The sequence below is a fragment of the Rossellomorea sp. GQ25 genome (assembly GCF_059758515.1).
In genome coordinates, this window is record NZ_JCAXEQ010000001.1 from 79,586 (window position 1) to 99,863 (window position 20,278).

Annotated in this window: 20 protein-coding genes and 2 pseudogenes; 14 read left to right on the forward strand and 8 right to left on the reverse strand. The window is 40.2% G+C overall.

The window, feature by feature from the left end:
* Positions 1-58 precede the first annotated feature (58 nt).
* Complete coding sequence (locus AC6CIB_RS00425; RefSeq protein ID WP_498277323.1) at positions 59-1,573, forward strand: carboxypeptidase M32; 1,515 nt, start codon at positions 59-61, stop codon at positions 1,571-1,573.
* Between the two features lie 22 nt (positions 1,574-1,595).
* A complete protein-coding gene (locus AC6CIB_RS00430; protein WP_498277324.1) occupies positions 1,596-2,063 on the forward strand; it encodes a GyrI-like domain-containing protein in 468 nt (155 codons plus the stop codon).
* A gap of 87 nt (positions 2,064-2,150) precedes the next feature.
* Here the strand turns inward: AC6CIB_RS00430 and AC6CIB_RS00435 are convergent.
* Both AC6CIB_RS00435 and AC6CIB_RS00440 read right to left on the reverse strand, forming a co-directional pair.
* Positions 2,151-3,797, reverse strand: a pseudogene (locus AC6CIB_RS00435) (b(o/a)3-type cytochrome-c oxidase subunit 1).
* Position 3,798: 1 nt separating this feature from the next.
* Positions 3,799-4,275, reverse strand: a pseudogene (locus tag AC6CIB_RS00440) (cupredoxin domain-containing protein).
* 592 nt (positions 4,276-4,867) lie between these two features.
* Here AC6CIB_RS00440 and AC6CIB_RS00445 point away from each other — a divergent pair.
* Entirely contained in the window at positions 4,868-5,638 is a 771-nt protein-coding gene (locus tag AC6CIB_RS00445) for an SDR family NAD(P)-dependent oxidoreductase (protein ID WP_498277325.1), read from the forward strand.
* 56 nt (positions 5,639-5,694) lie between these two features.
* Here the strand turns inward: AC6CIB_RS00445 and AC6CIB_RS00450 are convergent, their stop codons facing one another.
* Complete coding sequence (locus AC6CIB_RS00450) at positions 5,695-6,144, reverse strand: chemotaxis protein CheX (protein WP_498277327.1); 450 nt, start codon at positions 6,142-6,144, stop codon at positions 5,695-5,697.
* A gap of 202 nt (positions 6,145-6,346) precedes the next feature.
* Here AC6CIB_RS00450 and AC6CIB_RS00455 point away from each other — a divergent pair, with 202 nt between their 5' ends.
* From AC6CIB_RS00455 to AC6CIB_RS00480, 6 genes are all read left to right on the forward strand, one after another.
* Positions 6,347-7,417 (forward strand): type III polyketide synthase, encoded by a 1,071-nt coding sequence (locus AC6CIB_RS00455; protein ID WP_498277328.1) that lies wholly within the window; start codon positions 6,347-6,349, stop codon positions 7,415-7,417.
* Entirely contained in the window at positions 7,417-7,983 is a 567-nt protein-coding gene (locus AC6CIB_RS00460; protein ID WP_498277329.1) for an isoprenylcysteine carboxyl methyltransferase family protein, read from the forward strand. The genes AC6CIB_RS00455 and AC6CIB_RS00460 overlap by 1 nt, the downstream gene beginning before the upstream one ends.
* A gap of 94 nt (positions 7,984-8,077) precedes the next feature.
* Positions 8,078-8,248, forward strand: coding sequence for a hypothetical protein (locus tag AC6CIB_RS00465; protein ID WP_498277331.1), 171 nt, complete (start codon positions 8,078-8,080; stop codon positions 8,246-8,248).
* 180 nt (positions 8,249-8,428) lie between these two features.
* Entirely contained in the window at positions 8,429-12,046 is a 3,618-nt protein-coding gene (locus AC6CIB_RS00470) for a dynamin family protein (RefSeq protein ID WP_498277332.1), read from the forward strand.
* Positions 12,047-12,245: 199 nt separating this feature from the next.
* Positions 12,246-13,076, forward strand: a complete 831-nt coding sequence (locus tag AC6CIB_RS00475) for a sulfurtransferase (RefSeq protein WP_498277334.1) — start codon at positions 12,246-12,248, stop codon at positions 13,074-13,076.
* A gap of 113 nt (positions 13,077-13,189) precedes the next feature.
* Positions 13,190-14,089: a 5'-3' exonuclease gene (locus tag AC6CIB_RS00480; protein ID WP_498277336.1), complete on the forward strand. Its 900-nt coding sequence runs from the start codon at positions 13,190-13,192 to the stop codon at positions 14,087-14,089.
* Positions 14,090-14,149: 60 nt separating this feature from the next.
* Here AC6CIB_RS00480 and sspL read toward each other — a convergent pair whose 3' ends face one another.
* Positions 14,150-14,287 carry a small, acid-soluble spore protein L gene (gene sspL / locus AC6CIB_RS00485; RefSeq protein ID WP_324744270.1) on the reverse strand — a complete coding sequence of 46 codons (138 nt, stop codon included), beginning with the start codon at positions 14,285-14,287 and terminating at the stop codon, positions 14,150-14,152.
* Between the two features lie 108 nt (positions 14,288-14,395).
* On the opposite strand from sspL, the gene AC6CIB_RS00490 reads away from it, so the two are divergent.
* Together AC6CIB_RS00490 and AC6CIB_RS00495 are read left to right on the forward strand one after the other, a co-directional pair.
* Positions 14,396-14,863, forward strand: coding sequence for a divergent PAP2 family protein (locus tag AC6CIB_RS00490; protein ID WP_498277338.1), 468 nt, complete (start codon positions 14,396-14,398; stop codon positions 14,861-14,863).
* Positions 14,864-14,916: 53 nt separating this feature from the next.
* Positions 14,917-15,183 carry a DUF6123 family protein gene (locus AC6CIB_RS00495; protein ID WP_324744267.1) on the forward strand — a complete coding sequence of 89 codons (267 nt, stop codon included), beginning with the start codon at positions 14,917-14,919 and terminating at the stop codon, positions 15,181-15,183.
* Positions 15,184-15,570: 387 nt separating this feature from the next.
* Here AC6CIB_RS00495 and AC6CIB_RS00500 read toward each other — a convergent pair whose 3' ends face one another.
* The 3 genes from AC6CIB_RS00500 to AC6CIB_RS00510 form a co-directional block, all read right to left on the reverse strand.
* Positions 15,571-16,482: a DMT family transporter gene (locus tag AC6CIB_RS00500; protein WP_498277339.1), complete on the reverse strand. Its 912-nt coding sequence runs from the start codon at positions 16,480-16,482 to the stop codon at positions 15,571-15,573.
* A gap of 12 nt (positions 16,483-16,494) precedes the next feature.
* The gene (locus AC6CIB_RS00505; protein ID WP_498277340.1) at positions 16,495-16,881 is read right to left on the reverse strand and encodes a reverse transcriptase-like protein; all 387 of its coding nucleotides are present in this window, start codon (positions 16,879-16,881) and stop codon (positions 16,495-16,497) included.
* Between the two features lie 134 nt (positions 16,882-17,015).
* Positions 17,016-17,696: a queuosine precursor transporter gene (locus AC6CIB_RS00510; protein ID WP_498277341.1), complete on the reverse strand. Its 681-nt coding sequence runs from the start codon at positions 17,694-17,696 to the stop codon at positions 17,016-17,018.
* Positions 17,697-17,796: 100 nt separating this feature from the next.
* Between AC6CIB_RS00510 and AC6CIB_RS00515 the strand changes: the two genes are divergently transcribed.
* Positions 17,797-18,453 carry a reverse transcriptase-like protein gene (locus tag AC6CIB_RS00515; protein ID WP_498277342.1) on the forward strand — a complete coding sequence of 219 codons (657 nt, stop codon included), beginning with the start codon at positions 17,797-17,799 and terminating at the stop codon, positions 18,451-18,453.
* Positions 18,454-18,525: 72 nt separating this feature from the next.
* Positions 18,526-18,702 (forward strand): zinc-finger domain-containing protein, encoded by a 177-nt coding sequence (locus tag AC6CIB_RS00520; RefSeq protein WP_113970772.1) that lies wholly within the window; start codon positions 18,526-18,528, stop codon positions 18,700-18,702.
* A gap of 72 nt (positions 18,703-18,774) precedes the next feature.
* Here the strand turns inward: AC6CIB_RS00520 and cspD are convergent, their stop codons facing one another.
* Positions 18,775-18,975 (reverse strand): cold-shock protein CspD, encoded by a 201-nt coding sequence (gene cspD, locus AC6CIB_RS00525; RefSeq protein WP_324744262.1) that lies wholly within the window; start codon positions 18,973-18,975, stop codon positions 18,775-18,777.
* 364 nt (positions 18,976-19,339) lie between these two features.
* On the opposite strand from cspD, the gene AC6CIB_RS00530 reads away from it, so the two are divergent.
* On the forward strand, positions 19,340-20,275 hold the full coding sequence (locus tag AC6CIB_RS00530; RefSeq protein ID WP_498277344.1) for a metal ABC transporter solute-binding protein, Zn/Mn family: 936 nt from the start codon (positions 19,340-19,342) through the stop codon (positions 20,273-20,275).
* The last annotated feature ends 3 nt before the right edge of the window (positions 20,276-20,278 follow it).

Here is a 20,278-nt window from a genome sequence, read left to right on the forward strand (position 1 = left end):
GTTGCCAGAAAAATATGATAAAATAGATTGAATGTTAAAAAAAGGGGGCTTTTTTAGAATGAAAGAATCAGTAATAGAAACAAAAGATCGTTTCCATGATTATGTAAAGAAAATGTCTGCGTACAACGAAGCGCTTGGTTTGATGTTCTGGGATTTACGGACAGGTGCTCCGAAAAATGGCGTTGAACAACGATCTGAAGTCATCGGAATGCTTTCATCTGAGCTTTTTGAAATGTCGACCTCCAATGAAATGGCTGCATACCTAGCAAAACTGTCTCCAGAAATGGACAATTTGGATAACATGACACAAAATCTTTTAGAAGAGTGTCAAAAAGAGTATGATCGGAATAAAAAAATTCCCGCTTCTGAGTATAGGGAATACGTGGTGTTACAATCGAAAGCTGAGGGAGTATGGGAAGAAGCGAAAGAAAAAGCGGATTTCACTATGTTTCACCCTTATTTAGAAAAGCTGGTGGCCATCACAAAACGCTTTATTGAATATTGGGGCTACGAAGATAATAAATATAATACGTTACTGGATATGTATGAGCCAGGTGTAACGGTTGAAGTGTTAGATAAGGTATTTGGCGATCTTCGAGATCAAATTATCCCGCTTGTACATAAGATTTCCGAATCGGAACATAAGCCACATACAGATTTCCTCTTTGAACACTTTCCAAAGGATAAGCAAAAGGATTTCAGCTTAAAGATCCTTGAGCAAATGGGGTATGATTTTAACTCCGGCAGATTGGATGAGACGGTCCATCCATTTGCGATTGGTTTAAACCCCGGTGATGTAAGGGTAACAACTAAATATGACGAGAAGGATTGGAGAACGGCAGTGTTCGGGACAATCCATGAAGGTGGACATGCTCTGTATGAGCAGAACATTTCTAAGAATTTGATTGGTACGCCACTATGTACGGGAACGTCAATGGGGATCCATGAATCTCAATCTCTGTTCTATGAAAACTTTGTAGGAAGAGATCATTCTTTCTGGAAGCAGAATTATTCATTACTGAAGGATTACTCTTCAGGACAGTTTGATTCCGTTGAACTGGACGATTTTTACCGGGCAATCAATGAATCGAAGCCGTCGTTAATCCGAATCGAAGCAGATGAATTAACGTACGCGTTACATATCATCATTCGGTATGAAATTGAAAAGGGATTATTTAATGATGAGATTGACGTGAAGGATCTTCCTGAAATCTGGAATCAGAAATATGAAGAGTACTTGGGTATCCGCCCTTCTCATAACGGTGAAGGTGTTCTTCAAGATGTTCATTGGGCTGGTGGGAGCTTCGGTTACTTTCCGTCATATGCATTAGGATATATGTATGCTGCACAGTTTAAACGTGCCATGTTAAAAGATCTTCCTCATTATGAAGAGCTGTTAGAAGAGGGGAATCTTGCTCCCATCAGAGAATGGCTAACGACGAACGTTCATCAGTGGGGCAAGATGAAAAAACCGCTGGAAATCATCCGGGAAGTGACTGGAGAAGGGCTTAATGCCCAATACTTGGCCGAGTATTTAACGGAGAAGTATTCAAAGGTATATTCCTTGAATTAACCAATACATTGGAGGCAAAATCATGGAAATTAACGTTGCATCACTAGAGGATAAATTGCTTGTTGGAATAGGCTGGACAGGCCCGTATGGAAGAGGGTCTGAGATCCCGAGACTATTCACAAAGTTTCAACAGATGATCCCATCCATTCACCACTTCAATGGAGATGAATGCATATACGCACCTTTCCATGACAGAGCGACTGATTTTACGTATTATTGTACCGTTGAGGTTGATCGCGTGGAAAAACTTCCACCGGGGTTAGTGGAACTGTCTCTCCCTGCCGGCGATTATGCTCACGCTCTTTATGAAGGGCTGTCAACGGAAGTAGAGCAAGCCTACTTTTCGATCTTTAACTGGATTAAGGAAAATGGCTATGAAAAAGACTACTCCAGACTGAGTGTCGAGAAATTTTTATCGCAGGACAGGGAAATCAACGAAACGGATGACAAGCGGAAATTGGAGTTGTTTGTTCCAATTAAAGAGAAATAGAAAAGAGGCTGCTTGGGGCAGCCTCTTTTCTATGGATATGATTATAGTGATGAGCCGGGCCTGATCAAGCCGCCTCCGCTTTTCTTATCACCACAAACGATATCCTTTAGAGGCAGGTGGCGTGTTTTGAATCATGTCGATGAACGGAACGGTGTAGGCAACAAGAATGAGAGTTGCTAAGATGGTTAACCAAATCCTCCAGTTTTCAAGAGCCATAGGTGTTTTCTCAGCTGCTTCGGCTTTTTCACCGATTGGGAACTCTTCGTCTCCTTTAGGTGCGAAGAATGCCAGATTGATAAAGATGTATAGAACCAGAATGATCCCGATAAAGAGGATGGTTCCCCCGATGGCCTGTGCGACTTGATACGGAATCCATTCAAGGGCTTGCGGTGCGTCCCCATAAGTTGAAAAAGAGGATCTTCTTGGAGCGCCGAGTAAGCCGACTGCATGCATGGCACCTGACATGATACCCATTCCTACAGACCACACAATGGCTTGAACGATCGCCAGTTTGTTCATTGCTTTCGTCAAGACGCGTCCTGTTAAATGAGGCACGAGCCGATAGGATATACCGAAGAACGTCAAGACAACAGAAGTGGCCAAGGTTAAGTGAAAGTGACCGGTAACCCAGATGGTGTTATGAACAACCTGGTGCATCTGGTTCGATGCATTGATTAACCCACCTGCTCCGGCTGGGATAAAGGCAACCATGCCGATAAATGGCACTGTAAAGCGTGCATCTCCCCATGGTAACTTCTTAAACCATCCAAACAATCCGGTAGCTCCTTTGGATCTGCCGTACATTTCAAAACTTGCGAACAGAGAAAATGCAGTCATCAAGGAAGGTATGACAACCATAAAAGTAAGAACAACCTGTAAAAACTTCCAATACGCGTCAATTCCCGGTTCCACTAATTGGTGATGAAAACCTACAGGAATAGAGAATAGGAGGAACAATATAAAGGAAAGTCTGGCTAATGAATCGGAAAAGATTTTTCCGCCAATGATTTTTGGGATAATGACATACCATGCCATATAGGCAGGGAGCAGCCAAAAATATACAAGGGGATGACCGAAATACCAGAATAATGTTCTGCTAACGAGTACATCTACCCGATCAACGAGACCAAGAGACCAGGGAAGGAGCTGGAATAAAACCGTTCCTGCCACACCAATGGTGGCGACAATCCATAAGACGATATTGATGATGGCCATGAATGTTAACAGAGGGCTTGGTTGACCGGGGGTTTCTTTTCGCCAGCTTACATATTTGATGATCATGCCGGCCCCACCTAACCAGCTTCCAACAACGACGAAGGTCAACCCTAAGTAAAATATCCAGTGTGCCTGTAATGGAGCATAGAAAGTATAAAGTACAGTGGCTTCATTTAATAGAATCATAACAGCAGCCATGATTGTGCCGATAAGCATGACCCAGAATCCTAACCAGCCAAACAATCGGGATTTCCTGGAATAGGTACCGGATGTTCGGGAAATGGCAGCATGCTGGAATCCCAGGATAAAGAAAGTGGTTAATACCAATCCCAGTAATACACCGTGAACTGTTAACACCTGGTAATAGCCGATCCTTGCAGGCAATATGAACTTCCCTGACCTTACCAACACTTATAATAATCCTGCCAATCCACCTAGAGCCAAAGCAATAAAACCTACATAAATATGTGCCAACGCCAATGTAGCATCTTTTTTATCAATCCTTACAAATCGTTTCATTTTAGTCCACCACCTTAATCATAGATTTCATTGTGTGATGGCCTACACCACAATATTCATTGCAGACAACGAGAAATTCCCCTGTTTTATCCAGGGTTGTTGTATATTCACTAACGAACCCGGGTTCAAGCATCATATTAATATTTGTCCCTGCGACTTCAAAACCGTGGACAACATCTTTTGTTGTGGCAATGATTTTCAGTGTAGATCCTTTAGGTATTTCAATTTCCCCAGGCGTTTAGAGAAACGCAGATGCCACAAACACTAACTCGTAATTCCAAGCTTTTCCTTCCACTTTCTTTAATCCAGGCTCGTTAAAAGGCGTTATCTGATCCACTTGCTCGGGATTGACGTATGCTTTCGCGCTTGCAGGTTGATGTCCTTGGTGAAAAGCACTGATTCCTAAAATAATTAAAAATAAAATAAGAGACCCTGTTCCTAACATTAACCACCATTTTTCATAACGATGCATGTGCATGTAAACCACTCCTTCAATATTAAAAACGATTTAAAAATAGTATGAATACCCCTAGCCATGTAAGCACTAAAAACCCGCCTAAAAATAGAACCGAAGTAAATGTACCTTTTAATAAAGTAGACTCTTCGACCTTAACCTCTGTTTTTTGATGCAATTCCGGTTTCAACATATATCTCATTCCTTCCATCTATTGGATGATTGATTTTGATATCACTATCATAAAGGTGTAAACCGTTATGAATCTGTGATAAATGTCACAGGTTACTTGACATATTGTGAAATAAATGTGAAGTCAGGAAGAAATAGGTCTTTCAACCGGTTCAATTGTCGGAACGATAGGCATAGATTGTAGGAATGAAATTAAAGAGGGGAAGGATATTTCGTGGAAAAATATTATTGTAAGCATTGCTGTCAGATCTATTCCGAGAAAACGGTTTGTCCTCAATGTCAACTACATGTAGATTCGAAAATCCACATTCATATACAAAACCAGGAGAACAAGAAGAAACATCGTTAAAGCCTATACCTTTAGCAGTCAACGGGACTGTGTTAATATATAGAAGATTCAAATAATGGGTAGGGTGGTGTGAGGATGTATTTACCTTCATTTTCATTAAGTGATAAATTGGCTGTCGTCACCGGGGCAGGCCGTGGAATTGGACGAGCTCTCAGTATTGGTTTAGCAGAAGCAGGTGCCGATGTTGTCCTGCTATCAAGAACGAGGAATGATTTAGAAGATACAGCAAGTGAAATAGAAAAGCTGGGGAGAAGGGCGTATATCATCCCGACAGATGTAACATCACGGGAGGAAATTCGAAAAGTGATTGCTTACATAGAAGATCAAAATCGCTCCATTGATATTTTGATTAATAACGCAGGAATGAATATCCGTTCTACTGCCCTTGAGGTTACGGATCAAGAATGGCAAACCATCATGGATACAAATTTAAAATCTGCTTTTATGATGAGTCAGGAAGCCGGTAAACATATGAAGGATAAGAATCAGGGAAAGATCATTAACATAGCGTCTGTCGCTGGCCATGTTGCCTTACGAACGGGTGTTGTGTACGCTTCAACGAAAGCAGCCATGATTCAAATGACGAAGGTTTTAGCCATGGAATGGGGAAGATACAATATCAATGTAAATAGTATCGGACCTTGGTATTTTAAAACACCATTAACGGCAGAATTATTGCAAAATGAAGAATATGTAAACGATATTTTGGCCGTAACACCTTTAAAAAGAATCGGTGAACTGGAAGAACTTGTGGGACCGGCTGTTTTCCTATCCTCGGATGCTTCGAATTATCTTACTGGTCAAACCATTTTCGTAGACGGCGGAATGACGATTCAAGGTTTCTAAACACTAAAAGGCTAACCAATTTAATTGAGGTTAGCCTTTTATCTATTTCAGGGCAATTATTCAATCATAAGAATCACTAAGAAATCTCCCACATTCTCAATGATTATAGGCAGCTTGAGGGCTTTTTCGAACCCGAACATTTTTGATTGACCAACAATGACGGTAGGGGGAGTGATGTCCAGGGTATGGCCGGCTTGAGCTAATAGAGTAGCGAGGTTGCCTGCAATCATATTTCCTAATTCACCTGCAAAAGATTCAAGCATTCCTCCTTCTAATGGCATACCGAACATTGAAGCCCCCAGGGATTGAAAGCTCTCTTCTTCACCATCTATAATCATTCTGCCCCTTACATCTCCGGTAATCCCAATGAGTACACCGATTTTATGCTGACTAAAGGGCTCAGTCAATAACGAGGGCTGTAAAACGTCAATGTATAGGGGAATCACCCCTTTAATCGCTTCAATTGAACTATTTAAAATATCTGTGACACTTCTCGTTAAAATCATGTCGTTTCCTCCACTATTCTGTCACTGTAATCATACCATAATACCTGGTTCTAAAGGCATGATTTTTAGTATTATTTTCATTATAATGAACTTTTTGGATCGGTAATATTCGCTCTGTTGGTATGGTAAGCGGGACCAATACATGATTTGTGGATGAATGGAAAAGCTACCCTTACATGGAAGTGTAAGGAGTGATTAGTTTTTGCCTAAAATTCTCTCAGTCGAAACCGAGATTCCCCCTGTGAAAATTACGCAAAAAGAAGCGGCGGAATTTGCGAAACACTTGTTTTCCAAAAATTTCAAAGATATCGGACGTCTTCTCTCCGTGTTTGAAAATGGTGAAATAGACAGCCGGTATTTCGTAAAAGACATCAACTGGTTCTCCAAGGAGCATACCTTTCAAGAAAAGAATGATGAATTCATTCATCATGCAGTTGAATTAGGCAGCAAAGTTGTGATGAAGAGCTTATCCCGACATCAACTTACATTAGAAGATATTGATGCGATCATTACGATATCAACCTCAGGGATAGCGACACCAAGTCTCGAAGCGAGAATTATGAATCATCTGCCATTCTCATCTCATGTAAAACGAATACCAATTTGGGGATTGGGGTGTGCAGGTGGAGCGAGTGGATTGTCCCGTGCCTATGAGTACTGTTTAGCTTTTCCTAAGTCGAATGTTCTCGTACTTTCCATTGAACTTTGTTCTCTCACCTTTCAGCATGGAGATCGGTCAAAGAGCAACCTGATTGGTACCTCTTTATTTGCCGATGGGGTGGCTTGTGCCGTTATATGTGGTGATGATAGTTTAGTGCTCAAAGACATTACACATCCACTGCCAACCATATTTGCCACTCGGTCGACACTGCTCCGGAATACCCTTGATGTGATGGGATGGGAAGTAAAGAATAATGGTCTGTATGTGGTGTTTTCAAAGGATATTCCAACACTTGTAAAGAACTGGCTTCGTCCGAATGTGGAGGAATTCATCAACGATAATGATCTCAGGCTTGAAGACATTAAACATTTCGTAGCTCATCCAGGCGGCAGGAAAGTCATTGAAGCCTACCAAGAAGCTTTAGGGATGGATGAAAGTATGACATCTGAATCTATGAAGGTGTTGAAGGAATATGGGAACATGTCATCTGTAACCATCTTGTATGTCCTAAGGGAATTTATGAATAAAGGCTGTGATCGGGGAGATATAGGATTAGGAACAGCTTTAGGTCCGGGATTCAGTTCAGAACAGCTTTTAATGAGGTGGGAATGATGCTTTATTTTATCCTGTTTTTTTTCGTACTCTTGATTCAGAGATTTGTGGAATTGTACATCGCCAGATCAAATGAAAAGTGGATGAAGGAACAGGGAGCTAAAGAATATGGACAGTCCCATTATAAAATGATGGTCGCTATCCATATATCGTTTTTTGTTTCCCTATTAATAGAAGGAGGGATCTTTCATACAGGGGTTAATACCTATTGGCCGCTTCTTTTGACTGGTTTTATCCTAACTCAGCTGGGAAGAATATGGGTGATATCTTCCCTTGGGAAGTATTGGAATACAAAGATCATTGTGCTTCCGAACGCTGAAGTGGTCGCGAGAGGTCCTTATAAATATTTGAAACATCCTAATTATTTTATCGTTACATTGGAATTCTTCATTGTGCCATTGCTCTTTAATGCTTATTGGACCCTTTTTATCTTTGCACTATTGAATCAATTCATTCTCTCTATCCGCATCCCCCAAGAGGAAAATGCCCTTCGAATTGAAACCGATTATGATAGGATTCACCTTCATACAAAAGGCTGGATTCCATTAATCAAAAAAGAAAAATAATTTTCTTATTGAAAATGATTATCGTTTTTGATAAGATTCTAATTGAAGATGAAAATTATTCTCAAGTTTTCTTAACAAAAGGGTGGGGACAGATATGGTATGGTTTCTGATCGTGTTTACTGTAATCGTGTATGGTTTCATGATGAAGTATGTTTTATCAAATGTGATGAAGGATTCAGCACAAGAAAAGAAAATATCTTCATACCAGAAAAACTCAAAAACTTTTGTTCATTCAAACCTGATTGCAACCGAAACAACTCGATAGATACATAGCCTTCTTCTCCGGAAGAGGGCTTTTTTGTTTTTTCACGCAATAAACCATCTGCATATACTGATACCGTTATCATTATTTCCTTTGCTTGATATGATTTCATAGAGAAATTGAGATAAATACGATAAAATAAAATCGTTACCATTTTTCTGAAAACAGAAAGGAACTAGTACAATGAGTCCGATAAAGCATAAAAATTCACAATTACATAATACACTGCAACAACTTACAGCCTATCACGATCGATTCCTTCAAAACGGAGACGACGAGCGGGCTGCAAAGGTAGAAAGGTTAGCAGAGAAATTACACAACCATGAATTGATTCTAGCCTTTTGCGGCCATTTCTCTGCAGGAAAGTCAACGATGATCAATCACTTAATGGGAGAAGAAATCCTCCCGTCTAGTCCAATCCCTACCAGTGCAAATTTAGTAAAGGTGCACCATGCACCAACGGATTTCGCAAAAATTCATTATCATCATTCCCAGCCCCTATACTTTCAGGCACCGTATGAGTTCTCCACCATTAAGGACTTCTGTAAAAACGGTGAGGAAGTATATTCTGTAGAAATAGGTCGAAGCAAAAGTGAGATGCCGGAGGGTGTATCGATATTAGATACCCCGGGTGTAGACAGTACGGATGATGCCCACAGACTGTCAACGGAATCGGCCATTCATCTTGCTGACGCCGTCTTTTATGTGATGGATTATAACCATGTTCAATCTCAGGTGAACTTCGAGTTCACAAAGGAAATGATCCGTCATGGAGTCAAGCTGTATCTCATTGTAAATCAGATTGATAAGCACCAGGAAGAAGAATTGGCATTCAGCGACTTTAAAGAAAGTGTAGAGAATTCGTTTGCATCTTGGGGTGTCGTACCCAATGGAATGTTTTTTACAAGTTTAAAAGCTCCACATCATCCTCATAATGATCTGGAAAAATTAGAGTCATTGATTGAAGAGCAGGTGAAGAAGAAAAGTGAACTGATAGAAGCTTCTGCAGAATCGGCCATGTCCCAATTGCGGTCTGAGCATGAAAAGTGGTATGAGGAAGAGCTTGGGAAAATCGAGGAAAAAGGAAGAAACATCCTGACACCTGAAGAATGGAATGACAAAGACTCCCTTCTGCAAACTGAAAGAAGATTGATTGATACTTTAGCCAAAGGGAACGTAAAAGCGATAAAAGAGCATTTTGAGGAAGAAAGAAGGGAAATCCTAAAAAATGCGTATTTAATGCCCTTTGAAACGAGAGAATTAGCGAAAGATTTTCTGGAAAGCAGACAATCAGACTTTAAAGTAGGATTTTTATTTTCAAAACAAAAAACAGAAGACGAAAAAGCGATCAGAATCCAGAAGTTTAAAGACGATATTAATACCCGGATCGAATCTCAATTAGAATGGCATCTGAAGACACTGGGAAAAAACATGGTGAAAGAATACAGTCCTTCATCAGACCAACGCTTGAAGTGGGATCAATTATCTCTTAAAGTGGATGAACAATTCCTCATCGATATGATCAAAACGGGGGCAGGTATAACGAGTGATTACGTTCTCCAATACTGTGAGGATCTTTCTGAGGAATTAAAGAGGATAGCTAGGACCTATACAAATGATTTGATTGCAGAAACGTTGAATGAAATGGAAAGCGCCTCTGCTGAAGAGAATTCAGCTTTAGAGGAAAATCTTAAAGAACTCCAAAAGAAAACAGCATTCATCTATCAATGGAACACATTACATGAAGAGAAGATTACTCAACTCGGAAAATTAATGAGTATAGAGGTCGATCAAAGACAGGCTGATTCTGTTATCCAACAATGGATAGTGAAATGGAAAGCAATAGCGGAAGAGTATATTACTGCTCCTGACATGGAGTTGGCTCAGAAAGAGAAAACAATACGAGCCAGGGAAGAGATTTCGCCGAAGCCACGCCAAGAACAACAAGCTTCTATTGAAGAGGTTATCGAACGTTTAGAAACGATGACCAGTGTGTTCAGGAGATACAAAGGGTTCAGAAGGACGGCAGATTTATTAGAAGGAAAGAAAGAGCGACTGTCCAATCAATCCTTTACAATCGCATTATTCGGTGCGTTTAGTGCGGGAAAATCATCATTTGCCAATGCACTATTAGGGAAGAAAATACTCCCGGTGAGTCCGAATCCGACAACGGCCTCCATCAATCGAATCAATCCGGTATCAGAAAGTGGTGAGCATGAGACCGCTCATGTCCAAATCAAGACGTACGACCAGCTATTTCAAGACATTGTTCATTCTCTATCCTATTTCAATCGCAGTGTTTCAACACTTGATGAAGCAATGGAGGTTGTCCCTGCTTTAACGAGTGAAGGCAGCGGTAAGGAAAATGTACACCTTTCATTCCTGCAGGCTTTTTATAATGGTTATTCTGCCTTTAAAGGAAGTCTTGGAAAGACAAAAAAGGCCAATCTTGAAGAGTATAGAGGATTTGTAGCGGATGAAGCTCAAGCTTGTTTTGTGGAGTCCATCGATCTCTATTTCGATTGTGATATTACAAGGCAGGGAATTACACTCGTCGATACACCAGGAGCAGATTCGATTAACGCACGACATACGGGAGTAGCATTTGAATATATTAAAAATGCCGATGCGATACTATTTGTGACCTATTACAACCATGCATTTGCCAAGGCAGACCGTGAATTCCTCATTCAATTGGGCCGGGTGAAGGACACGTTTGAATTAGATAAAATGTTCTTTGTCGTCAACGCCATCGATCTTGCAAGAGACGAGGAAGAAAAAAATGAAGTGATCGACTATGTGGAGACCCAGCTGATTCAATATGGAATCCGTTTTCCGAGGATCTTTGGGGTATCTTCTCTCCAAGCTCTTAGAGAATCAGATTCTGATAAGTCAGGAATGGACCTATTTAAGAAGGAATTCAAAACATTTATACAGAATGAATTAGTGAGCATGAGTATTGAGTCCGCTCTCAGTGAGTGGGGTAGAGGCCTGCAACGGTTTAACCAATATATTCTTACGGCCTCAAGTGATAAAGCGTTTAAGGAAGTACGCAAGAAGGAGCTGAATGATGCGAAGGGAGAGGTTCGCTCACTTATCAATACCAAATCCGTACACCCACTTGAAGTCGAAATGCAGCAAGAATCGAAGGAACTTGTCTATTATGTGAAGCAAAGGGTGTTTTTCCGGGTATCCGATTTTTATAAAGAAGCCTTTCACTCAGGATTATTTCTGCAATACTCCAACCAATCCCATGCGATAAGGGAAGGGTTAAAGGAATTTCTGTTGAGTACAGGATTTGATCTAGCTCAGGAAATGAGGGCCACCTCTCTTCGCATACAACAATTCATTCAAAAACAACTCTGTGAGCAATGGATGATCCTTGAAGAATTGATTCAACAGGTGGAGAAAGACCTTGTAATATCTCCACATGACTACAAAAACGAAAGCACCATTGAATTTGAGAACGCATTTAAACAAACAGAGCTGCAACTATTCGAAGAAGCCTTTTCTTCATTTAAGAATCCAAAGCATTTCTTTGAACAAGGCGGAAAAAAGATTGTTCAGGAAAAATTGGAAGCATTACTTCAAGAGCCTGCAGACAGCTATTTAGAACAGGAACAGAAACGGCTGGAAAATTGGGGTGCTTCGTATTTAGATAGAGAGTTTGACACGCTTAAAGAAGAAATGTTGATTCAGGTGATGGAGCAGATCAATTCCAATATAGAGGCATTAGAGACCGTTCAGGACCTGAACAAGCTAATGTATGATTTGGAGCAACTCGAACAAATGCAAGCTTAAAGAAAAGAAGGAGGGCAATCGTGGCGAATCCTTATCATTGCTGTGCTACATGTATTCACATTCGAGGAGTCAAAGTGGATCAGAAGACCTCCTATTTCTGTTCCCGACTGGGCTATGAAACCAAAACCACTTATCAATTCTCTTGCTGGGAACCTAAGGAGGAAGTACTGACATTAATGAAGAAGAGGGGGATAATATCATGAAGACAATGATCGATACGGATTGGCTAAGTGAGCATATTCATGATGAGAATCTAAGAATCATTGATTGTCGTTTTTCTCTGGAAAACCCGGCAGAGGGGCGGGAGAGGTACAAAGAGAGTCATATTCCAGGAGCCGTATTTTTCGATTTGGAAAAGGATTTATCAGGATATGTAAAAAAGCATGGGGGACGCCATCCCCTTCCGAATATGAAGAACTTTTTGCGCAAGGTTGAGGACGTCGGTATTGATAATGATACAACGGTTGTCATTTATGATGAAAAGGAAGGTGCCTTCGCTGGCCGATGCTGGTGGTTGTTCCAATACATCGGACATGAAAAGGTATATATCTTAAATGGTGGCTTTGCAGCTTGGAAGAAGGCAGGAGGGAAAACAGAATCGACCGTACCTGTGTATCCTATAAAAAGCTATCGTCCAAACTTTAATGAAACGATTGTGGCTTCTCTGGATGAGGTGAAGAGTATTGCAAATGGGGATCGAGACATCCCTTTAATCGATTCCCGTAGCAGAGAAAGATACTTAGGCCAAGAAGAACCGATAGACCGCATTCCAGGTCATATTCCAAGTGCCACCAACTTTCCATGGACAGATGGTGTGAAGGAGGGATATTTTATTCAAGGAGAAGAACGGGATGATCGATTCGCTCATCTTAATAAAGATGAACCAGTGATTGTCTATTGCGGTTCCGGTGTTACAGCGACTCCGAATTTCATTGCTCTTAAGGAAGCAGGATTCAATCATGTGAAACTTTATGTTGGAAGCTACAGTGATTGGGTGTCCTATGAGAATCACAAGGTGGAGAAGGAATAATGGCGAATAGCTAATTGGAAAAGGTTCATCACTTTTCCAATTAGCTATTTATTCGTATATGTTATACTTTATAAAGTGACTAAAACGAGAATGAGCGATGAGGAGTGTATGAATTGAATAATAAAAATGAGCATTTATTACTTATAGATGGTATGGCGCTATTATTTCGATCTTTTTTTGCAACTGCTGTAACGGGTCAATTCATGATGAACTCAAAAGGACTTCCCACTAATGGAGTTCAGGGGTTTATGAAGCATTTACTGATGGCAGCGGATCATGTAAAGCCGACACATATCATAGTATGCTGGGATATGGGGAGTCAGACATTCCGTAATGAAGTATTCAATGACTACAAATCGAATCGAAATGCACCACCTGTTGAACTGATTCCACAATTTGATCTTGCAAAAGAGGTGGCAGAAGGATTCAATCTTTCGAATGTCGGAGTAGTTGGTTATGAAGCAGATGACTGTATTGGGACTCTTGCCAGAATTCATCAAACCGATCGCAAAGTATCCGTTCTGAGCGGTGACCAGGATCTCCTGCAGCTTTTGGACGACAATATTGATATTATGCTCCTGAAAAAAGGTTTTGGTAACTATCAAACCTATACGAAAGAGATATTTGTGGAAGAGAGAGGAATTACTCCTCAGCAGTTTATTGATGTGAAAGCATTAATGGGTGATACAAGTGATGGATATCCCGGGGTAAAAGGGATCGGAGAGAAAACGGCACTAAAATTGATTCAACAATATAAGGATATCTCAGGTATTCTCGATAACCTGCACGAGTTAACCCCATCTCAACGGAAAAAGATTGAAGCCGACCTGGACATGCTTCATGTTTCAAGAAAGTTAGCTGAGATTCACTGCGGTGTGCCCTTATCCGTTTCGGTAGAGGAAGCTCGTTGGAATAACGTTGCCCATGAAACGCTTTCCCTTGTGGATGACTTAGAGTTGAAGGTGCTTAGAAGATATTTAGTAGGTTCTAATGTGATGGTTGCTACAAGCTAGCCAATTTATAGGAGTGTCAGGGATCCGGTTGGCCCCTGACACTTTTTTATTTGGAAATCCTTACTTTGTATTCGATTTCTTAGCGGCATTTTCCAATTGGCTCTTCGGCTCCATGGAAAATTCTGCATCCTGGGATATTCCTTGTGGATTCACACTTTTGGCATTTTTACCTTTGTTTTTGTTATTTCCTTTTGTCATAACCGAAACTCCTCCTTTACTGTAATCATTATTATTTTGGCTATGTTCATAATAATTATCCTATGGGTAGAGAATTTTAGGACAAACTAAAGATAGGGAGGTGTAAGGGTGAATAAAGGGATTGTTACAGCACTTATTAGTATAGCTCTCGCACAGGGTCTGAAGATTCCATTGCACTTTTTAAAAAAGAAGGAATGGAAACCTGAGCTGTTTTTCCAAACAGGGGGAATGCCAAGTTCTCATAGTGCAGGGGTTGCTTCGTTAACGACATTTATAGCTTTAAAGAGGGGTGTCAGAACCATTGACTTTGCTCTTTCATTTATCTTTGGTCTAATCGTCATGTACGATGCACAAGGAATTCGAAGACAAACAGGCGAACTGACCCTTAAAGTGAATAGTTTAGATGAGCTCGTTCGCAAAGCTCATGATAAAGAAGCGGTAGAATTCGAAGAGAAAAAGCCAAAACGACTGAAAGAAATGCTGGGACATCAACCTCAAGAAGTAGTAGGAGGAGCATTACTCGGTTTATTTTTGGGCTACATTGCCTTCCTGTTTTCGAAAAAGGATAGGCAATAGAAAAAATTTTCTGTAAGATAAGAGAAGACAAAGTGCGTAAGGTGAGGAGAAACGTGAAAAAGACAACAGAAGAATTTCTCATAGATCTTGAAAACAAAGGCTTCAAATTTCAAGAAGACGCAATTGGCTTCATCTATTTTGGCAAAAAATACACAGATGCCCCGGATGAACTGGTCAATAGCGCCATTGAAATCACATTAAAAGCTCAAAAACAATTCGATAGCAGTTTTTACATGTCCATATTAGAAAGACTTCATTCCCAAAACATCGCATCCCGAAAAGAAGCATTGAGATGGATGGTGAATCAGGGATTGGCCTAGAAAAGCGGAGGCGGCTTGGTTAGGGGCGACAAGCATAAGACGGGGGTACCGGAAAGGCGATTTTTGCCTTTTTGGTAGCCATGGCTTATGACCTCGAGCCCCTAGCCGCCGTAGCTGGACAATAGAAAAGCGGAGGCGGCTTGGTTAGGGGCGACAAGCATAAGACACGAGACCACCAGAAAGGGAATTCTTCCTTTTTGGTGGTCTTTGCTTTGTTGGAGTAAGCCCACTCTGTCGAAATTTGTAGAACGGTCGGTATATTGAAAATACGGTTGATAAATCTGAGTAACGGTCGATAAATCCAGATAACGGTTGATAAAACAAAGCAAACCAATTCCAACCCCAATCTCACCCCATAAAAAAATAGGAGAGCCGACAATCGGCCTCCTATTTCACTTCAACAGAATGATTTCTGTTCGTTTTTTTCAAAATCCATGCAAGAATTGGTATTTCAGAAAAGAGCATCCCAAGAACGATTAATCCGCTTCCTGCAATAGCCAAAGAGCCCAATCGTTCTCCGATCCACAAATAGGAACAGATGGCTGCAAATACAGGTTCCAACGTAAAAATGATCGCCACCCTTGATGGAGTTGTGTATCTTTGAGCGTATGTCTGTGTGATAAATGCCAATAAGGTAGCCAATAGTGAAGTGATCAGTAATGCGGTCATTACTTCCTTATTACCCAATCCGCCATTCATCAGCACAGCATGGGGATTTTCAAAAATAAGCGCACACCCCATTGAAAGGATTCCAACTGTACATAACTGCACCGATGTTAATAGGAGCAGGGATGTTTTTTTTGTGAAAACATCAGTGTAAATAATATGTAGAGCAAACCCAAAGGCACAAATGAATACGAGGGCATCTCCTATATTGAAGGCCTGAGAATGACCTGACATAAGGAGGTATAGTCCTATTGCAGCTAAGATGGATCCCATTATGGCTCCTTTAGAAGGAGAGCGTTTAAAGAAAACAAATGAAAATAAAGGGACCATGACCACGCTTAATCCTGTAACAAACCCTGCTTTTGATGGGGTTGTAAATAACAGGCCGAGTGTTTGAAAGGCATACCCGATAAATAAAAATATCCCTAAAAAAATGCCGTGCAAAATGGATCTCTTAACAATCGGAGTGCTTTTGATAAACAGGGCCACAACTAAAGGGATAGCAGCCATTAGAAAACGAATCCCATTAAACATGAATGGGGGAAGGAATTCAATGGCCGATTGAACAACCAAGAAAGTAGCTCCCCATATGAAAGCCACACCGACCAAGGCAATATCAGCAATTCGAGCCAAACGAACCCTCCTCTAGTTCAGATGAATGGCTTTTCGGGCCAGCTCATCTGCAGCTTTATTATCCTTGCTGGGTATCCACTTTACGAAAAAAAGGTCTATTTGCTTCGTCATGTCCAATATATCATCGAGCAACTGCTTATATTGAGCATTCCGTACAAATTTTTTCTCAATCGCATGAACGACAGCTTGAGAATCACTCTTCAGCCACACGGTATCAGCATGTTTTTCTAAACAGATCTCTAGAGCTTTCTTACATGCAATGAATTCAGCTTCATGATTATCCATGACCCCTAAAGGGATGGAATGTTTTTCCACTTTTCCGTTGTTTTTAATAAATATACCGGCTCCACTTGGCCCGGGGTTACCTGCACTTGCTCCATCAATATTTATTTCCATCATATGCGTTCACCTCAAGGTACATCGTAAGAATAATATTATAGTAGCATATAAAAGTGACGGTAGGGAGAACGAATCCTTAATCCATACCTCCAATAAAAAAGCCGGGGGAAAACCAGTTCACCCGGCTTCAACCACTATTCCACATCTTTAGGGAATCGTTTTGCCGCATAACCAAATGGGGTATCAATAATGGATATGACCCATTTGAGGAGATAGGTAGTAATGAATATTTCAAACCAGACATCCATCGGATACTCTCCCAGGAAAGCAATGCTTGTGAATACAAGAGTATCTAAAAGCTGACTCACCATCGTACTTCCGTTATTACGAATCCAAAACTGTGAATCTGAAGGGAATTTCCTCTTTAAATACGTGAAGATATACACGTCTGTTAATTGACTTACGAGGTAAGCGACTAAGCTTCCAAGAACAATTCTAGGAATGATCCCAAAGATTGTTGCCAAAGATTCTTGGGCGAAATCTTCAGGATGTGGTTGAAATACTAACACGAGCTGCATAATAATAGTCATAACGATTAAAGTGAAGAACCCTAACCACACCGCTTTCTGGGCTTCTTTTTTTCCATATTTTTCGTTAAGGATGTCCGTTACTAAAAAAGCGGTTCCGTACATGGCATTCCCTAAAGTAGCGGTCAACCCGAAAATTTCTATCGTTTTAACGACCTGTAAGTTAGCAAGTATCGTGGATACCCCTATCCATACAAACAGTCCAGTTCGTCCAAACATTCGATACATAATCAGAAGTAAAGAGAATGTAATGAGAACGAAGACTAATCCAAACCATATATTAAACATATAAAGTCCTCCTAATGAACATGTAAATGAAACAATAGTCCTCATTATACAAATAAAAGCAAAAATGAACAATTATATGAAGAAAAAGGAGCGAATGATTATGGAAATGAAACTAAAATTTAAATATGCAAGTAAATCAGCGTCGAGTATATGGTTTGAATCGAACTACTTCCCAAGAAAAGAAACAATGATTCATATCGATGATCTGATGAAAACCGGAAGAGTCCATGATCTTGAAATCATAGATGAAATGGGGAATTCGTGGTCAAGAAAGGAATTTATCAAACTGAATCAGGAATTAGACAAGGAACCAGAAAACATCGTTGTGTATTTCGACGGAGGGTTTGATAAGGAATCGCTCATTGCCGGTGCAGGGATTGTCATTTATTACGACAAAGGAGGAGAATCATTTAGAATCAGAAAAAATGAACTTCTCGAGGAAATTGAAAATAATAATGAAGCAGAGTACGCAGCTTTACATATTGCCCTTGGATTGCTTGATGAAATCGGCGTGAAAAATGCGCCTTGTACGATTAATGGAGATTCCCAGGTGGTAATAAAACAGTTGGAAGGGGAATGGCCTTGTTATGAAGAGGGCTTGAGTCGGTGGCTCGATCGTATGGAAGCCCTGATTAAAAAGCTTCGATTGAAAATCAATTGGGTCGTGCTGAATAGAAAAGATAATAAAGAAGCGGATAAGTTGGCGAATCAAGCCTTACAAGGCACAAAAGTCCACAGTAACAAACGAATAGAATAATTTCGTTCCCTATTATGTACTCTATAAATAACAATACACAGTAAGTCCTTGAACAAGCTTAGGAGTGATCACATGAATAGAAAAGAAGTGGTGGATAAAGTGGATGAGCTCATAGACACCTACTGTAACGACTGCTTACTTAAAGCACACTTTCGCAAAGAGTATGGAAAGACCTATGCTCACCGCTTTTGTATAGAAAAATGCACCATAGGAGAACAAATTCGAAATTACGGACAAAAATTGAATTGAAAAATAAAGGGCAGCAATTCTTAGTTGAACCTAAGAATTGCTGCCCTTTGGTATGCTATATTGTTCGAACGATTATAATTTAACTACGTTTGCTGCTTGAGGTCCGCGATTTCCTTCAACAACGTCGAAAGAAACTTCTTGACCTTCTTCTAATGCTTTGAATCCTTCACCTTGAATCGCTGAGAAGTGAACGAACACATCGTCTCCACCTTCAACTTCGATGAATCCAAATCCTTTTTCATTGTTGAACCATTTTACTTTACCATTCTGCATTTTCAAATCCTCCTAAATCGTTCAGGCACGTTTGTGCCTCTGGAAAATAGTTTTCACGAAATGATTGACTCTCATACGTTAGAAATAAGCATAAAAATCGTACACTTCAATGATGTCTTTACTATACAATATGACGATTTTCGAGTCAACATTCCCTCCTGTTTTTGCGGAAATGTTTAAACAATTTGGTGATTATGTATTGACAAATATTGAGTTAGGAAATAAAATTTGCACTAAGGAAACTTTTGTAGTCTTATAAAAAAGAAATTACTTGTGTAAAAAAAAGTGAACAAATATAAGTTTCATGAATAAGGTAGATGTAGTAGATATCAAAAAAACATATGGGTTGGAGAGGAGATTAAACATGAAAATAAGATTAATGGCTCTTGTCGGGATGATCCTTATTTTAGCGGCAGGACTTATCCTATCAGGCTGTGGAGCAACTACCACTGGTACTAAAAACGATAAAATAATCGTTAAGACAACAATAGGGCAAATAGGGGATGCAGTTAAAAATATTGGAGGAGAGCATGTAGAAGTTCAAAGTTTAATGGGACCTGGTGTGGATCCTCACCTTTACAAAGCTAAACAGTCGGATATTGGTAAACTTCAGGAAGCAGATATTATTTTCTATAGCGGTCTCCATTTAGAAGGGAAAATGCTTGAGATCTTCGAAAAAATGAACAAGGAAAAACCGACTTATGCAATCGCTGATAGTATACCTAAAGATAAGCTGCGTAAAGATCAGGCAGATAATACGGCAACAGACCCACATGTGTGGTTCGATATTGATTTATGGAAAATTGCATTGGAGCAAGTGCGCGACGGATTGATCGAGAAAGATCCCGAGAACAAAGAAGACTACATTCGAAATACTGAAAAGTACTTTGCGGAATTAGATGAACTGAAAGCATATGCTACGGAAGAAATGTCAAAGATTCCAGAAGAACAAAGAGTTCTCGTTACAGCTCACGATGCATTTAATTACTTCGGAGCAAAATACGATCTTCAAGTTATGGGATTACAAGGTCTGAGTACAGATGCTGAATATGGATTAGCAGACGTGCAGTCTCTTGTAAATACATTGGTAGACAGAAACATCAAAGCGGTGTTTGTAGAATCAAGTATCTCTGAAAAATCGATCAACGCCGTTATAGCAGGGGCAAAAGATAAAGGCCATGAAGTCGAAAAAGGCGGGGAATTATTCTCTGATGCTATGGGGAAAGAAGGAACAGAAGAAGGAACGTACATCGGTATGTATAAGCATAACGTTGATACGATTGTAGAGGAACTAAAGTAAGTC

Bases quoted from the DNA above. Each gene is read 5' to 3' on its own strand.
- AC6CIB_RS00445 (WP_498277325.1), top strand. From the start codon at position 4,868: ATGTATTTACCTTCATTTTCATTAAGTGATAAATTGGCTGTCGTCACC.
- AC6CIB_RS00520 (WP_113970772.1), top strand. From the start codon at position 18,526: ATGAATAGAAAAGAAGTGGTGGATAAAGTGGATGAGCTCATAGACACC.
- sspL (WP_324744270.1), bottom strand. From the start codon at position 14,287: ATGACAAAAGGAAATAACAAAAACAAAGGTAAAAATGCCAAAAGTGTG.
- AC6CIB_RS00505 (WP_498277340.1), bottom strand. From the start codon at position 16,881: ATGATGGAAATAAATATTGATGGAGCAAGTGCAGGTAACCCCGGGCCA.
- AC6CIB_RS00425 (WP_498277323.1), top strand. From the start codon at position 59: ATGAAAGAATCAGTAATAGAAACAAAAGATCGTTTCCATGATTATGTA.
- AC6CIB_RS00470 (WP_498277332.1), top strand. From the start codon at position 8,429: ATGAGTCCGATAAAGCATAAAAATTCACAATTACATAATACACTGCAA.
- cspD (WP_324744262.1), bottom strand. From the start codon at position 18,975: ATGCAGAATGGTAAAGTAAAATGGTTCAACAATGAAAAAGGATTTGGA.
- AC6CIB_RS00510 (WP_498277341.1), bottom strand. From the start codon at position 17,696: ATGTTTAATATATGGTTTGGATTAGTCTTCGTTCTCATTACATTCTCT.
- AC6CIB_RS00515 (WP_498277342.1), top strand. From the start codon at position 17,797: ATGGAAATGAAACTAAAATTTAAATATGCAAGTAAATCAGCGTCGAGT.
- AC6CIB_RS00475 (WP_498277334.1), top strand. From the start codon at position 12,246: ATGAAGACAATGATCGATACGGATTGGCTAAGTGAGCATATTCATGAT.
- AC6CIB_RS00450 (WP_498277327.1), bottom strand. From the start codon at position 6,144: ATGATTTTAACGAGAAGTGTCACAGATATTTTAAATAGTTCAATTGAA.
- AC6CIB_RS00465 (WP_498277331.1), top strand. From the start codon at position 8,078: ATGGTATGGTTTCTGATCGTGTTTACTGTAATCGTGTATGGTTTCATG.
- AC6CIB_RS00530 (WP_498277344.1), top strand. From the start codon at position 19,340: ATGAAAATAAGATTAATGGCTCTTGTCGGGATGATCCTTATTTTAGCG.
- AC6CIB_RS00430 (WP_498277324.1), top strand. From the start codon at position 1,596: ATGGAAATTAACGTTGCATCACTAGAGGATAAATTGCTTGTTGGAATA.
- AC6CIB_RS00460 (WP_498277329.1), top strand. From the start codon at position 7,417: ATGCTTTATTTTATCCTGTTTTTTTTCGTACTCTTGATTCAGAGATTT.